General features: G+C 42.2%; 12 protein-coding genes. 11 read left to right on the top strand and 1 reads right to left on the bottom strand.

The annotated features are described in order from the left end of the window. Nucleotides 1-541 precede the first annotated feature (541 nt). The 11 genes from H589_RS0100875 to H589_RS0100825 all read left to right on the top strand — a co-directional run bounded on the left by H589_RS0100875 (nucleotide 542) and on the right by H589_RS0100825 (nucleotide 11503). Nucleotides 542-3022 carry a glycogen/starch/alpha-glucan phosphorylase gene (locus tag H589_RS0100875; RefSeq protein ID WP_027720278.1) on the top strand — a complete coding sequence of 827 codons (2481 nt, stop codon included), beginning with the start codon at nucleotides 542-544 and terminating at the stop codon, nucleotides 3020-3022. Nucleotides 3023-3258: 236 nt separating this feature from the next. After that, nucleotides 3259-4038: an AMIN domain-containing protein gene (locus H589_RS0100870; protein ID WP_027720277.1), complete on the top strand. Its 780-nt coding sequence runs from the start codon at nucleotides 3259-3261 to the stop codon at nucleotides 4036-4038. Nucleotides 4039-4291: 253 nt separating this feature from the next. Beyond that, nucleotides 4292-5053 carry a phosphate ABC transporter ATP-binding protein PstB gene (pstB, locus tag H589_RS0100865; protein ID WP_027720276.1) on the top strand — a complete coding sequence of 254 codons (762 nt, stop codon included), beginning with the start codon at nucleotides 4292-4294 and terminating at the stop codon, nucleotides 5051-5053. A 90-nt stretch (nucleotides 5054-5143) separates the two neighbouring features. Beyond that, the gene (phoU, locus tag H589_RS0100860) at nucleotides 5144-5809 is read left to right on the top strand and encodes a phosphate signaling complex protein PhoU (RefSeq protein WP_027720275.1); all 666 of its coding nucleotides are present in this window, start codon (nucleotides 5144-5146) and stop codon (nucleotides 5807-5809) included. Nucleotides 5810-6047: 238 nt separating this feature from the next. Beyond that, the gene (locus H589_RS20725; protein WP_156891585.1) at nucleotides 6048-6209 is read left to right on the top strand and encodes a hypothetical protein; all 162 of its coding nucleotides are present in this window, start codon (nucleotides 6048-6050) and stop codon (nucleotides 6207-6209) included. After that, the gene (locus tag H589_RS0100850) at nucleotides 6188-7936 is read left to right on the top strand and encodes a 30S ribosomal protein S1 (RefSeq protein WP_027720274.1); all 1749 of its coding nucleotides are present in this window, start codon (nucleotides 6188-6190) and stop codon (nucleotides 7934-7936) included. The genes H589_RS20725 and H589_RS0100850 overlap by 22 nt, the downstream gene beginning before the upstream one ends. Further along, a complete protein-coding gene (sppA, locus tag H589_RS0100845; protein WP_035074628.1) occupies nucleotides 7923-8804 on the top strand; it encodes a signal peptide peptidase SppA in 882 nt (293 codons plus the stop codon). The genes H589_RS0100850 and sppA overlap by 14 nt, the downstream gene beginning before the upstream one ends. 25 nt (nucleotides 8805-8829) lie before the next feature. Further along, nucleotides 8830-9582 (top strand): MBL fold metallo-hydrolase, encoded by a 753-nt coding sequence (locus tag H589_RS18875; RefSeq protein ID WP_051249561.1) that lies wholly within the window; start codon nucleotides 8830-8832, stop codon nucleotides 9580-9582. A gap of 45 nt (nucleotides 9583-9627) precedes the next feature. Next, a complete protein-coding gene (locus H589_RS0100835) occupies nucleotides 9628-10956 on the top strand; it encodes a tetratricopeptide repeat protein (protein WP_027720272.1) in 1329 nt (442 codons plus the stop codon). Nucleotides 10957-11010: 54 nt separating this feature from the next. Next, nucleotides 11011-11265 (top strand): hypothetical protein, encoded by a 255-nt coding sequence (locus tag H589_RS0100830; RefSeq protein ID WP_027720271.1) that lies wholly within the window; start codon nucleotides 11011-11013, stop codon nucleotides 11263-11265. Further along, on the top strand, nucleotides 11252-11503 hold the full coding sequence (locus tag H589_RS0100825; RefSeq protein WP_245577006.1) for a hypothetical protein: 252 nt from the start codon (nucleotides 11252-11254) through the stop codon (nucleotides 11501-11503). The genes H589_RS0100830 and H589_RS0100825 overlap by 14 nt, the downstream gene beginning before the upstream one ends. 82 nt (nucleotides 11504-11585) lie before the next feature. On the opposite strand, the gene H589_RS0100820 is transcribed toward H589_RS0100825, so the two are convergent. Next, the gene (locus H589_RS0100820) at nucleotides 11586-15755 is read right to left on the bottom strand and encodes a FecR domain-containing protein (protein ID WP_027720269.1); all 4170 of its coding nucleotides are present in this window, start codon (nucleotides 15753-15755) and stop codon (nucleotides 11586-11588) included. Between the last annotated feature and the right edge of the window lie 296 nt (nucleotides 15756-16051).

The raw sequence follows: 16051 nt of genomic DNA, 5'->3' as shown, positions 1-16051 counted from the left end.
TATGAATTTGTTTATCATTGTAATTTGATAATACTTCATTAAATGCGGAACTAAGTGCTCCTGCTGATAAAATGTCATGTATCAGCTATAAATAAATGATTAGTCCAAGATCGAGTATTGTTAGCATTAACTTGCTATAAAGGTGAAGTAGAATATAGAAAAACTTCTCCCTCTTAATAGACATAACCATCGTATACTACGATAGCATGTTGGGCCGTAATTTGAATTATAAATTTATATAGGTGTATTATCCCCATGTTGTACTGATTTAGTTGACATATTTTTATCTGCTAAAAAAAGTAATATAGTGGTGTCCCTTCTTTAATTTTAAATAGTGTATTTATACAATTAGATAACATAATATTTTTATCAAGATTATGCCTAGTCCAGTTTTGTTAATGTTTATATTACATTTTTTATTTTCTTGGGTTATAACTGACTATTATAAAAAATTCTCATGTGAAAATGGAATGGTGATAACACCGGAATTCACTTTTGCATTTATTCTTAATGCAGCAATTGAAAAAAATGGGGATAAGTTATGGCTAAGAAAGATCCCAGTGAACTGCTTGAGCAGATGGGGGGAATGGATGTTGAGTCTTTGATTGAGTGCATATGCCGCCATCATCTTTCAAATCTTGGCAGGGACTACAGTCGGTCAGAGATTTTTTCACTATATCAGGCTCTGGCGTATACTATTCGTGATCGACTGGTTGGTAATTGGATAAAAACTCAACGTTCATATTACAATCAGAGTGCCAAAAGTGTTTATTATCTTTCTCTAGAATTTCTGGTCGGTAAATCTTTGGGCAGCAATGTGCTAAGCCTTGGTATAGAAAATGAGACTGAACAGGCTCTTACTCATTTTGGGGCAACTCTTGATGATGCAGAAAGTGCAGAGGTTGACGCGGGTCTAGGTAATGGAGGACTGGGACGTCTAGCCTCATGTTTTCTTGATTCCATGGCGACATTGGGTATTTCAGGATACGGGTATGGAATAAGATATGAATATGGAATATTCAAACAGGCAATTGAAAATGGTGAACAAGTTGAGTTGCCTGATGATTGGCTGCACTACGGCAATCCATGGGAGTTTCGCAGGCGTGGTTTTATGTTCACGGTGCGCCTTTATGGTAGAGAGGAACAGTATACGCATGAGGATGGTTCAAAGCGTCATCGCTGGGCAGACACAGCTAAAGTTATGGCGATGCCGGTAGACATGCTCATTCCCGGATATAAAAATGGAAATGTTATTAATATGCGTCTTTGGGAAGCTCAGCCTGCCCGGAGATTCAATCTGGATCTGTTTAACAGTGGAGATTATATTCGCTCGATGGAGGATGCTGTCAGATCAGAGACCATATCTAAGGTCCTTTATCCTAGTGACAAATTGAGTGAAGGACGTGAGCTGCGTCTGGTTCAGCAATACTTCTTTGTATCTGCAACAATTCAAGATATGTTGCGCCGGTTTGCAAAACTCAAACTTGATTTTTCTGAGCTGCCGAATCGTGCTGTGGTGCAGCTTAATGAAACACATCCTGCGATAGCTATACCTGAACTTATGCGTATGCTTATCGATGATCATATGCTCAATTGGGATCAGGCATGGCGGATTTGTCGTAGGACTTTTGCTTATACAAATCACACCGTAATGCCTGAAGCTCTTGAAACATGGCCTCTTGAAATGATGCGCAGAGTGCTTCCACGGCATGTCTCTATAATTTTTGAAATTAACAGACGTTTTATCGAAGATGTGAAAAGTCGTTTTCCAGGAGATGAGGACCGACTTAAACGCATGTCTATAGTTGGGGACGGTGAGTTTCCTGTTGTGCGGATGGCCTGGCTTGCTGTTGTGGGCAGCTTTACTGTTAATGGAGTTTCTGCATTACATGGAGAGCTAATTAAAAAGAATATTTTTCAGGATTTTGTGGAAATGTATCCTGGTAGATTTACCTCAGTCACTAATGGTATCACTCCTAGAAGATGGCTGAAGCAATGCAATCCATCCCTTTCTGATTTGATATCAGAAAAAATTGGAACCGATTGGATAACAGATTTATCTGTTTTGAGAAAATTAGAGCCTTTGGCTGACGATCATGAATTTCAGGACCGCTGGTATGAGTGCAAACTGCATGAGAAAAAAAAGTTAGTCGAGTACGCCCGCAAAGATTATGGCCTTTATCTCCCGGCTGACTGGCTTTACGATGTACAGGTGAAACGTATTCATGAGTATAAGCGGCAGGTACTCAATCTTTTGCATGCGATAACTCTTTATTGTCGATTGAAAAAAGATCCTGCCAGTGTGGCAGTTCCCAGAGTTAAGATTTTTGCTGGTAAAGCTGCTCCCGGTTATCTTTTGGCAAAAAAAATAATCAAGCTGATTAACTCAGTAGGTGCGGTTGTTAATTCAGATCCTGCTGTTAATCATAAACTTCGTATCGCATTTATGCCTGACTACCGTGTTTCACAAGCTGAACGTATTATTCCGGCAACTGATCTTTCAGAGCAGATTTCCCTCGCCGGGACTGAGGCTTCGGGGACAGGGAATATGAAGTTTGCTCTTAACGGAGCACTTACCATTGGAACCATGGACGGGGCTAATATTGAAATAATGGAAGAAGTCGGCAGTGATAATATGTTTATATTCGGAATGGATGCCGATGATGTTGAAGCACGAAGGTATAATGGATATGATCCTTCACAAGTAGCATCAGATGATGCAGATCTTGCAGAGGCCTTGCACTATATAGGTGATGGTACTTTCTCGGAAGGAGATCACGAAATTTTCAGACCGATTCTTGATTCTCTTTTCGTCAATGGTGACCAATATATGGTCCTCGCAGATTATAGAGCTTACATTGATGCTCAGGATCAGGTTGATTCGCTTTGGCTGGATCGTAGGCAGTGGCTAAAGTGTTCAATATTAAATACAGCTGGTTCTGGGAAGTTCTCCAGTGACAGGGCTATAATGGATTACGCTAAAAGTATTTGGGGCGTCCGTCCAATGAACAAGGATAATTAACATTAATAAATAGCTATAAACAATCCCCCCTCTATGTTTATAAACGTAGGGGGGATTGTTTTGTTGTTGATAGAGTGTGTTTTAAAATATCTGACTTCACTTTAGCATAGATCTTTTTTTGAGATTCATACCCCAATTTTTATTCCAAGCAGGACAGTCTAAATTGTAACCTTTGCTTTCGATTGAAAATTTCCATATATTAATTTTTCAAAAATATTATAAACGGAAGTTATAAAATGAAAATGAATATACGTCCTGTAGCTTTTTTATTATTGATAATTGTGCTGGTTGCTGGAATTAGTTCCGGCTTGTATTCTTTGGGTCTGTTTGATTCTTTTTTGTCTGAAATGGATAAGAAACAGCATACTCAGGAAGGTGAAGGACCTGTTGTTCGTAAAGAGATCAGCAATCTCACTCTGCCGCTTCAATCCTCCAGTTCAAGTGTAGAGATTCCTCCGGCTGAAGGGATGCTCGAAACAGATATTTCAAGTGAAAGCAGTACAGAAATCGAGAGCGCAACTGTCCCACAGAAAATAGTTCCTCAAAGCAATGCCAGCAATACAAACGAGGCTGAGAAGGCCGCTGTTGAAAATGCGGATAAGAAAAATGCTGAAATTAAATCGTCGGCCGTTGATAGTGCTGGTGCTAAAGATATTAAAAAACAATCTCAATCTAAAAAAGCTAAGTTATCTAAAGGAAAAGTAGGATTACTTGCAGCAAAATGTGCTGAAAAGAAGTTCTCCGTACAGGTGCCTATATCAGCAACTTCCGGGCGGATTAAATGGTTTAATATGCAGAATCCGCGCAGGCTGGTAGTGGATATTCTTGGAAAATGGAGCAATACAGGTAAGTCTGTGTATATTTATAAGAATTGCGTTGTTAATAAAATTGTAACCGGCGAGCATCCAGATAAATTACGGTTGGTATTCTATTTGGATAAACCCGGTTTGTCTAAAAGCATAGCCCCATCTGTAAAAAAAGATTCTAAAAAAATTACTATAGGTTTGTCATTCTAAGGGCTTGTTTTTTTGAATGATTAGCTTTCTTGGGTGTTTTGTCTTCTCTTGTCCGACACTCCGGTGTTTTTGTTGTTTTGTGTAACATAAATGTAACGATTGAGTCATTGCCCTGTAACTCTTGGTGGATAGTTAGATATTGTCTAGCGGTGACCAAGAGGCACTGCTTTTGATTTGTAAACTAAATCTGAAGCTGGAAGGGTTCTGGCTCTTTTTTATTGTTATATAAAACTTCTTTATGGAGAGTGTTCTAATGGGGCAAGCTGTTAAAATCGCTTCCAAAAAACTTGATTTTTATTATGGTGATTTCAAAGCTCTCGAAGATATTTCTATAGACTTTGAAGAGAATAGAGTTACAGCACTGATCGGTCCTTCAGGTTGTGGCAAAAGTACTTTTTTACGATGTCTGAATCGCATGAATGATCTTATTCCCGGAACGCGGGTAGATGGTGAGCTTACTCTTGACAGGGAAGATATCTACGCACACGGACTTGATGTAGTAACATTAAGAAGGCGTGTAGGCATGGTTTTTCAAAAACCGAATCCTTTTCCTAAGTCAATATTTGAAAATGTAGCATACGGTCTTCGTGTTAATGGTATTCAGGATAAAGAATTTCTTGCGCGCAAGGTTGAAGAAAGTCTTAAAGGCGGTGCTCTCTGGGATGAAGTTAAAGACAGGCTTCATTCTTCAGCATTAGGTCTTTCCGGTGGACAGCAGCAGCGCCTTTGCATTGCCAGGGCTTTGGCCGTAGAGCCTGAAATTCTGCTTATGGATGAACCTGCTTCGGCACTTGACCCCATAGCTACACAGAAGATTGAAGATCTAATTCATGAGTTGAAGAAAAAATTTACTATCATTATTGTAACTCACAGTATGCAGCAGGCTGCACGAGTTTCAGACCAAACTGCGTTTTTTTATATGGGGCGGCTTATTGAAACAGGTAATACTGAAACAATGTTTACCAAGCCTAAAAACAAGCAGACAGAAGATTATATCACCGGGCGTTTTGGCTAAAGTCTGTGTCCTGATCGAGAAAGATCAGGCAGTTATTTTGCAAAACAGTATGTGACGGGTAAATATTATTTAGTTGAGGAGAAATATGGTATGGAGCAGCGAGCTCACTTTACAAAAAAAATGGATGATCTGAAGGTGCAGGTTTTACGGATGTCCAGCATGGCTGAAACTGCAATGCACAATTCTGTAAAAGCCTTAGCTGAGTGCAATGCTGAGCTTGCTGAGGAAATTATTATGAATGATATCCAGATCAACGAGCTTGAGTGTGAACTTGATAAATTTAATATTGAGTTATTGGCACTTGATCAGCCTATGGCTAGAGATCTCCGGTTCATTGTAGGCTCCATGCGTATTACAAGTAATCTTGAACGGATTGGTGATGAGGCAGTCAACCTTGCTCACCGTGCAGTTTTCCTCAGTACACGACCTCCGATGCCATTTAACCAGTTGTTGGAGCAGATGGCAGGTGTTACCAGAGAAATGGTCGGTATGGCTGTAAAGTCTTTTGCTGATGAAGATCATGATCTGGCTGCAAAAGTTTGTGGCAGGGATAATGAAGCTGATAGCCTTAATCTTCGAATTCTTAAGGGGTTAATCGAAAATATGGTTACAGAAACCAGAATTGTCGAACGGGGAGTTCATTTGATCATGGCAGCCAATCATCTTGAAAGAATTGCTGATCAGGCTACGAATATTGCTGAGTCAGTAATTTTTATAAGTCAGGGTGTGAATATAAAACATCAGTGTCGCGGATAGTCAATTATTGCATATAAAAGTGTAAAGGGCCGGAGTTCTCCGGCTCTTTTTTTGTTTATGACGGGGACTCTGACTGGCGTTATACCATAGGAGCTGGTTCGAATTGTGTTTACATAGGACACTTTTTAGGATAGAAGCAGTTCTCTTAATCTCAAGTTGAAATTTTTTTGACTACATAGCTCAGGCTTGTGGTGAGAAAAAAATGATTTCTTGAGATTCCCCTTAACGGGCATTAGGGATGAAGTACGGTCCTATCGGGCCAAAGGACAGTCTGGGCATCGGCTGCCTCGGAACGCATGAGCAGGTTGACTCCAATGTACTCTCCCATAACATATGTGCCGAAATTTTGTCCGAGGACATCGTTGTTGGAGGTAACCCATGGAAAACAATGAAAACATGAACGCCGAAATGGAAATGGACTTCGAGGCTGCCCTTGAAGATTATCTAAATGCCGATTTCGGAAATCTGGACGAAGGAAGCATCGTTTCCGGTGAAGTTGTTAAAGTTGATAAAGACTTTGTTCTTATTGACGTTAACTTCAAGTCTGAAGGCCAGATTGCAGTATCTGAATTTCTGGATGCTGATGGTGAAATGACTGTTGCAGTCGGTGATAAAGTAGACGTATTTGTTGCAAACAAAAACGAAAACGAAGGCACCATTCACCTTTCTCGCGACAAAGCCAAACGCATGCAGCTGTTCGACAAGCTCGAAGAACTGCAGGAAAAAGAAGGCGTTGTTGAAGGTAGAATCATTCGTCGTATCAAAGGTGGTTACACCGTTGATCTCGGTGGCGTTGAAGCATTTCTGCCTGGTTCTCACGTTGATCTTCGTCCTGTTCCAGATATGGACGCACTCGTTGATCAGACCTACGAATTCAAAATTCTTAAAATTAACCGTCGCCGCAGCAATGTGATCGTTTCTCGTCGTGTTCTTCTTGAAGAGCAGCGTAACGAAATGCGTTCTCAGCTGCTTGAAACTCTTGAAGAAGAGCAGGCAGTTATTGGTAAAGTCAAAAATATCACCGAATACGGTGTATTTATTGACCTCGGCGGTCTCGACGGACTTCTGCATATCACAGACATGTCCTGGAAGCGTATCAAGCATCCTAAGGAAATGGTTTCACTCGGTGATGAGCTTGAGCTGAAAGTTCTGAACTTCGATAAAGAAGGCCAGAAAGTTTCTCTTGGACTTAAACAGCTTGTTCCAGATCCTTGGGAAGATATCTCCGGAAAGTACCCTGAAGGTGCTAAATACTCCGGTAAGGTTACCAACCTCGCTGACTACGGTGCTTTTGTTGAGCTCGAAGCCGGTGTTGAAGGACTCGTTCACATTTCTGAAATGTCCTGGACACGTAAACTGCGTCACCCGTCTCAGATGGTTCGCGTAGGCGACGAAGTTGACGTAGTTGTTCTGGGTGTTGATCCTGACAAAAAACGCATCTCTCTTGGTATGAAGCAAGTTAAGCCGAATCCTTGGGATGTTGTTGCTGAGAAGTTCCCCGAAGGAACTATCCTTGAAGGTCAGATCAAAAACATCACTGAATTCGGTGTATTTATCGGTATTGAAGACGGCATTGACGGCCTGATTCACGTTTCCGATATCTCCTGGACACGCAAAGTGCGTCATCCTTCAGAAGTATACGCCGTTGGCGACAGCGTGCAGGCTAAAGTCCTCACCGTTGACAAAGAAAACGAAAAATTCACTCTTGGTGTTAAGCAGCTTTCCGAAGACCCATGGTCTCAGGTACCTACAAAGTACCCCGTCGGTTGCACCCTTGAGGGTCTTATCACCAATATTACTGACTTCGGCCTCTTTGTAGAAGTAGAAGAAGGTATTGAAGGTCTGGTTCACGTTTCTGAAATTTCTCACAAGAAGATCAAAAATCCTTCTGAGATGTTTAAAGAAGGCGTTACCATCCAGGCTAAAGTCATCCACGTATCTGCTGATGAGCGTCGTCTCGGCCTCTCCATCAAGCAGCTCAAGGAAGACGATGACAAGCGTAAGCCTAAAGAATTCCGTTCAGGACCTGCCGATAGCGGCAACACTCTGGGCGAACTCCTGAAGCAGAAGCTTGCTGATGCAACCGAAGCTAAGGCTGCTGCAGAGACTGAGGATGAAGAGTCCTAAGAATAGTTTCTCTGTCAGACATCCGTTTCTTTTCGGTTTCAGTCTGCTATTAATGGCTGTGGCTCTCATTTGGGGAGCCACAGCCTTTTTTAATGGTGGGTCATCACTGTTTACTTCAGGAAAGATAGGGATTGTTACTGTACAGGGGACTATCACCAAATCATTGCCTACGGTCAAATTTCTGCGTGAACTGCGCCGGGATGATTCTATAAAAGGAGTTCTGTTACGGATCAATTCTCCAGGTGGGACCATTGCTCCTTCACAGGAACTTTATCACGCGGTAAAACGTTTTGCCGAAGTTAAGCCTATTGTTGCTTCTTTTGGCACTGTGGCGGCATCCGGCGGGTATTATGCTGCGGCCCCGGCAACACAGATTATTGCCAGCTCCGGTTCTATTACCGGAAGTATCGGAGTCAAAGCTGAATATGTAAACTTCAGCCAACTGCTGGATAAGCTGGGAGTTAAACCGGTGATGATAACCAGCGGTAAGCTCAAAGGTGCAGGCTCGCCTTATTCAGAGTTAACTCCTGAACAGAAAGAGTATCTGACCGGTCTGATTATGGACATTCATAATCAGTTTGTGGATGATGTAGCTAAGGCCCGTAAGCTTGACCGCAAAGATGTGGAAAAGATTGCGGATGGGCGGGCTGTCACTGGACGTGAGGCCAAAGAACTTGGTCTTGTCGATAGGATCGGCGGGTTTGAAGAGGCTGTTACAGTGCTTAAAGCACTGTGTGGTCTTGAAGGAGATGTCTCAGTTGTGGAAGGTCCTGAAGAGGATAAACCATTAATTCAAAAAATTTTGGGATATCTGGGATTAAAACCAGTCGGATCTATTGACGGTACTGGTGTTATGCTTTCTTTTTAAAAAAGTTAGTTAACCTTATTCTACTATGAGATGTACTTTTATTGGAGTTGGGTCTGCTTTTGATGAGACGCAGACCAACACATCATTATTTATTGAAGCAGGAGGGAATTCTCTCCTGCTTGATTGCGGCTTCAACGCGGCGCATAATTTCGTGAAGCTTGCTGAAAATCCGCATAAGCTAGATTCAGTTTGGATTTCTCATTTTCATGGGGATCATTTTTTTGGTATCCCTTTTTTACTTGGGTATCTTGCTTCAGTAGGAAGAGTTGATGAGCTGGCTATTTGCGGGCCTCATGGAATTCAGGAAAAAGTATGCTTACTGGTGAATCTTGCTTATCCTAATTTGCTTTCCAGGCTTCCATTTAAAATTGTATTTTATGTGTTTAGCGAGCATGATAATCAAATTGTTGCCGGGTTTGATCTTTCAACCTGTATAATTGATCATTCTGAGTATGCACTTGCTGTCAGGGTCCAGTCTGAGGGACGTTCTCTATTTTACAGTGGAGATGGAAAGCTCGTAGAAAGTTGTATGTCACTTGCACAGCATGCCGATTTTGCAGTGCTTGAAGCCTATAAATTCAAGGATTCGATCAAAGGTCATTCAAGTGTAATCAGTTGTCTCAAATTTGTAGATGTTGCAAAAATATCTCGTGTGGCACTTGTGCATCTTGAGCCTTTTATGCGAACCTGCAAACTTGCTGAGGTTGCCGAAGCAGCAAAGTTGTTTACATCTTTCAAAGTTATTTTGCCGGAAGAGAATCAGTACGTTGATATATAAAAGCGAACGGCCGAATAGGTGTTTAGTTTTAAAAGTGAGGAATAAGTGGCAACTAAGTATGATCAGATAGTACGGGACTATTTCGAAGGTCGATCCGGCTATACTATTCTTTTAAGTGACGAACCTTCTTTTTATAAGCTTCTAAGAGGAACTCTTTATAAAATTTTGGCTATCCGCAGGGATTGTCTGGGTTTCTTTCAGGAACAGGCCTCTGCTATGCGTGAAATTAAAGATAGAGAGGCAACAGGCGTTCCTTTACTTATTTTCGTGGAGCGTCTTCTTAAAGGAAGGCCGACAGCTGATTTTATTTTGAATATTCGCAAGGTTTTTCCTGAAGTAAAGGTGGTGGTTCTTACTGGGGAGATAGGTGAAGATGAACTTATTTTTTTGCATGAGCTTGGTGTAAATAATCTTATCACCAAACCTGTATCTGTGGACAGTCTGGTCCAAAAACTTGCATTCACTATAAAACCGCAAGGCAAGTTGAATCAGCTTGTCCAGGTTGGTAAGCAGCTTCTTCGGCGTGGTGAACTTGAAAAAGTGATGCAGGTCAGTGCTAAAATTCTTGAAATTAAGCCTGGTAGTCCTGCCGGTTTGATGCTCTTAGGTGACGCATTAAGCGGTCTTGGGCGTCGTGATGAGGCTTTAAAGTCGTATCTTAAAGCTCATGAGCAATCGAAAGTTTTTATGGATCCTATTAAGAAACTGGCTGAATTTTATAAAGATAACGATACAGGAGAGTACCTCCGCTACTTGAAGAAACTTGATGAAATCAGTCCTCTTAATACTGAACGTAAATGCGAAATCGGACGTGTTTATCTTGAACGCGAAGAGCTTGAAGAAGCAGAAACGTTCTTTGATCAGGCTGTTCGTTGCGCTGTGAGAGAGGCTCACAGCTATCTGTCGCAGGTTATGAGTGGTATTGCTGAGTCTTTGTTTGACGTTGCACCGGATAAGGCAGAGAAGTACTACTCAAAGCTTTTATCCGTTAAAGGTGCCAGTTTAAGTTCTGACGATCTTGAGACATATAATAGATTGGGAATTGCCCTTAGAAAGCAGGGTAAATGGCAGCGCGCGGTTGAGAATTATCAGGAGGCTTTGCGTGTTGCTCCTAAAGAGGCCGGTCTCTATTATAACATAGGATTAGCATATTCAGATGGTAAGGAATATTCTAAATGTGCTAAATTCTTTAGAATGGCTGCCCGTTCAGAACAAATGATTCATAAAAGTGCCCCTTCTGTTGCAAGAAATATTGCAGGTATCTTTCTTAAGGTTGGAATGACTGATGATGCCCGTATTGTAATTGAGGAAGCATTAACTGAGTTTCCTGATGACGCACGGCTTAAAGCTTTGCTGAAGAAGGTGGCTTTATAAATTATGAAAGTATCAGGGGATTCAGATGTCCTCTTTCTTTCTAAGTAGAGTGCGATGTATCTTTTAACTTCACTTGTTTTTGGATTCATAGTTTTTGTAATTCTTTATGCTCGCTATATGAATGTCTGCGGTAGTCTTTCCAAACGCAGAATTCAGCTTGGTAATTTGCGAGATCAGGTGGAGTTGCGAGTAAAGAATCTTAAAAGCGGAACTGCGCAGATACATCGGGAAACAGAAGACGCTGTTGCCCGCCTTGAAGATATAAAGCATTATTTGGGTGAGGAGGGTAATCTGAATGATGATCCTTGAGTTACTTCTTGCAGGTGGAATTCTTTTGTTAGCCTTGGCCGTGAATGCGATGATTTCCAACTGGCATGATGAAACAATTAAGTCTTTTCAGCAGGATGAAGATAATTTACGCCAGCGTCTTGCTTCCGCAATAAGCGAACAGAAACAGGCTTTGACTATTTTGAGGGATGTAAAAGCGCAGATTATCAATTATGAAAGTATGATTGATGATGATATGTTAGATTTCAAAAATGACTGATAAAGTTTGGTATATAAATGCAAAATCCCTTATTAACTTTAAGTTAATAAGGGATTTCTTTATTCAACAGGAAGAAGTTTAATTAAAAGGTCAGGTCCGCAGCTGTTACGTCTTCGCTATTAGTTAAATCTGCAATCAAAGTTGCATCGGCAGAAGCATTACCGTCTGCATCATAGTAGAGCTTAGTGTTCACGTCATCATAGATAAAATATGTCTGGGTATCAGTGAGCCCTGTATGCCCGTCAAAGTTTGAAATAGTCTGGAAGCGTGAAGCAGCAGTAGAGTCGAAGTTCATACTATCAAACATGAAATTGTCTTTGGCAACAGCAAAGTTGTCAACGATATCTCCACCTTCAATTGGAGCATTATACATCAAAGTCGAGTTGTAAGCAGACTGCAAGTAAATTTTATCTGCGCCGCCTGCGCCTGTTATTGTGTGATCTGCTATGGTACTTCCGGTGATGGTGTCATCGAAGTCTGAGCCGATGACAGCCTCAATGGAAGAGAATGTGTCAACATCAGTTCCGGTTGTTACCGTGGCACTGGAATCTAGGTTTATGGTGACACCATTGGCGGCGTATAAATAACTGATTGTGTCTAATCCTGTTCCACCTATTATTGAGTCGAGACCATCTCCGCCAATAAGAATATTATTACCGGAGGTTCCCATTATGCGGTCATCACCGCTACCACCGTCAACGAAGTCATCATTAGTACTTGCATCAAGGGTATCATTTCCAGCATCTCCGAAAATGGTATCATTTCCAGTCCCACCATGTATGGAGTCATTATCATTACCACCATAGAGAAGATCATTACCGTCATTACCAAACAAGGTGTCAATACCGTCTCCGCCGTCTAAGGTGCCGTTATGGGCACCATCTCCAAGATAATCATCACCTTCATCTCCCCAGAAAATATTATTTCCGTAGGCAGCTAAGATCTGGTCGTTACCGGTTCCTCCATGAACAATATCGTCACCGGCTCCACTGTTTATGTAGTCGTTTCCAGTTCCACCATCAATGAAATCGTTTGATCCGTGAGTTGTGATATTATCATTACCGTCTTCACCGTATATTGTGCTCGTTCCGTTTGATCCGTCTATAGTATCGTTTCCTGCACCTCCATATACAGTGTCATCTCCTTCATGTGAGTTGATACTGTCGTCCCCTATACCTCCTTCGATATAGTCTGAACTCCATCCTCCCAGAATTGAGTCATTACCGCCCCCGCCAAGCAGGGTCTGCGTAACACCTGAAGTTGCGGCACTGATAACGTCATCATTTACAGTTCCTATGACAACCTGAAAATTTGAAAGTGTATCTTCATCAGTGCCTCCTACTAAAGTGGCTGCTCCGGCAAGTAAGTCTACGCTGACGCCTCCTGTCGTGTAGTACGAATAGTCTAAAGTATTTATTCCGGTTCCACCGTCCAGACTATCCATTCCATCGCCGCCGGAAATAGTATCATTGCCGGCACCACCGTTGATGGTGCTACCTGAATTGCCGGCTTTAATGGTGTCGTCATAGTCCGAGCCGATGACATTTTCTATATCGGTGATTGTATCAATGTCAGTTACAGGAGCTACTGTTACAGTTGCACTTCCTGTACTTAAGTCCACGTTGATGCCGTTGGCTGCGTATGCATATGATATGGTGTCAAATCCGGCCCCGCCGTCAATGGAATCTATGCCATCGCCTCCGGAAATTGTATCATTGTTGTCATTACCATAGATTGTGTCATCGCCGGCATTACCCATGATTGTATCATTACCGTCTCCACCACTAATAATGTCATCACCAGTGCCACCGTTAAGTGTGTCATTTCCAGCGTTTCCTGCAATAGAATCGTTACCCTCACCACCATCAAGATAATCTTGGACGACACCACCTATAATCGTGTCATCGCCACCTTCTCCATTAATGGTTCCCTGTGCGGCAGTGTGCCCTGCTGGAGCAAGGAAAGTTATATGGTCATTTCCGTCTCCAGCATAAATATACGCAGTGTCATGGCTTACTACAACTGTATCATTTCCACTGCCTGCGTAAACGGTGTCAGTTCCCAGACTAAGGGAAATCCAGTCGTCTCCGTCTCCGCCCTCAATATAGTCACTTCCTTCCCCGTTGTGGATAGTGTCGTTGCCATTTCCGCCATAAAGGGTATTATTATCATATGTACCACGGATGATGTCGTTCCCATCACCTCCGTAAATAATATCATTCCCTTGATAGCCATTTAGGGAATCGTCGCCGAGACCTCCGTAGATAGTGTCATCACCAGCGCCTCCAAAAATAGAATCATTGCCGTCACCACCATCTATGAAATCGTTTTGCTCTCCACTATCGATGTTGTCATTGCCGCTATCACCGTAAATGACATCCAGACCGTATCCTCCAATAATGGAGTCATCCCCATCTCCGCCTTTGATGGTATCGTTATCAGCCTCACCATCTATAATATCATTCCCGATGCCTCCCTCAATATAGTCACTGCCATCGCCGCCGATTATTGAATCTGCCCCGGAATCACCATATACGGTGTCGTTTCCAATCCCGCTGCTGATACTGTCGTCCCCGGCTCCGCCCTTAATAACATTATTTTCAGAACCGGTGCTGAGGAAGTAGTCATTTCCAGAACCTCCTTGCGCATTTTCAATACTGTCAAGGCCCAAGGTATTTATGACAGTACCACCTGCATTTTCAATAGTTGCAGAACCGGTACTTGTTGATAATGTGACATTTACGTCGGTCGTCAGAGTTTCAAAAGATATAGTATCAAAGCCTGCCCCTCCGGAAATAGAGTCATTGCCAAGCAGTGGTTGAAATATGTTGTCATTACTGTTTCCAGCAAGAACATCGTCATAGTTGGAGCCGATAATTCCATCTATGTTAACAAGGGTGTCTGCTCCATCTGCTCCTGTTGATGTTCCATCAGTAAGGCAGACAGAAACAGCTCCTGTTGCATCAGCATAGGAAGCGAAATCAAACCCAGTGCCACCGTCCAGAGAATCGTTACCAAGTCCTCCGTTAAGTGTGTCATCGCCACCAAGACCTTTGAGTTCATCATCAGCCTGAAGACCATAAATATAATTTGTTTCAGCGGTGCCTGTGAGTGTGTCAGCTGAAGATGTTCCCATTATGGTTATTGTAGAGACAGGAGGTTGGGGCTCAGGTTCAGGATCGGGGGCAGGATCGTCTGTCCCTGTGTTTCCATCGGTTGTGGTTTCCTCCTGAATAATTTCTGTTTCTGCGGTTTGTTTTTTTGAGCTATCTTTTTCTTCTATGGTAGTTAATTCAATAACATTATTTTCATTCTCTCCATTCTCTTCGTTATCCCCTTCATCTACTATGTTTTGTTTAACTTCTTGGGGGTCTTCTACCTTTACTTCATCACCTGGGACTATGGGGTTATCAATTTCAGCTGGATCAAAGAATCTTTGGTCTACAAGCGGAGCCTGTGATGAATCAAGGCTGCTTTGGATATGTAAAACACTTCCAGCTTCCGCACCGTCCGGTTCAGGGGTACCACCTGGAGCTTCGCCGTCAGGCTGCTCTTGAGGCTGTTCATCAGGTTGGTCATCAATACGTTCGTCATCGTTGTTATTGTTATCTTCCTGTTGTTGTCGCTCTTCTTCAATTTCTCTTTCCTGCAGTATATTTCCCTGTGCGATGTCACGGAAAGAGTTGAACTCCTGCATAGTCACAGGGCGAACCGCACTGAGCGTGCCGGAACTGCTTATATCAACCAGTCCCATCGGTTGTCCTATCTGTCGGATCGCTCCAGTAATGTTGCTTTGAACTATCAGAGCCTTGCCGGAATGAATTTCTTCAACTCCGTGTTTTTCTTCTCCGCCAGGTTCTACTTCATGAATGGTAATTGTTCCCCTGATACCGATTGTAGCCAGCGGGGAGCCTACTTTGAATCTTTCGGGGTTGTTTTCAGCAATCTTACCGGTAACCATGCGGAAGGTACCTTCCGCAATATTGACCATGAAATCTGAGGCTCCAGCATTGGATTCATCATATGTGTAGTCGTCAAGGGAGATGCTCGAATCTGCGCCTTGAGAGAGGAGGGTGTCATCATTAAACCTGATTTCCACATTACCATCGCTACCAGTGACCAGTTCTTCCCCTTGATAAACAGGGCTTCCCGGTTCCAGCAATCGTTGACCAGAGGCGGATACTGCGTATGCTTCACCTGTTACCCCGGAAACGATTCCGATTCCGGCAGGGGTGTTCAGTGTTTCAGGCATTTATGCTCCGTTTAGAATATTACTTTCTATCTAATCGGTCAGATGAAGAAAAAGTTTATGTAATAGGTTTTTTCTAACTATAAAAGTAAGCACAATTATAAACTTGGGCAAGTTAAAAAGTGTTTGTGTTACAAAAGATATAGTATTTAAGTTTTGTCTTTGTTTTGAATAACGTGTAATTTTTAAAAAATAGTTAGTTTAAATATATGGATATGGTCGTTTGTACTTAGTGTTGGTGTTGAATGTTTTTACAGAGATAATTTTTTAACATTGTGCGGGAGAAGCTTTGCAGCTTG

Source organism: Maridesulfovibrio zosterae DSM 11974, from assembly GCF_000425265.1.
Taxonomy (GTDB): Bacteria; Desulfobacterota; Desulfovibrionia; order Desulfovibrionales; family Desulfovibrionaceae; genus Maridesulfovibrio; species Maridesulfovibrio zosterae.
Note: the sequence above shows the minus strand (reverse complement) of the source record. Positions and strands in the feature narration are given on the sequence as shown.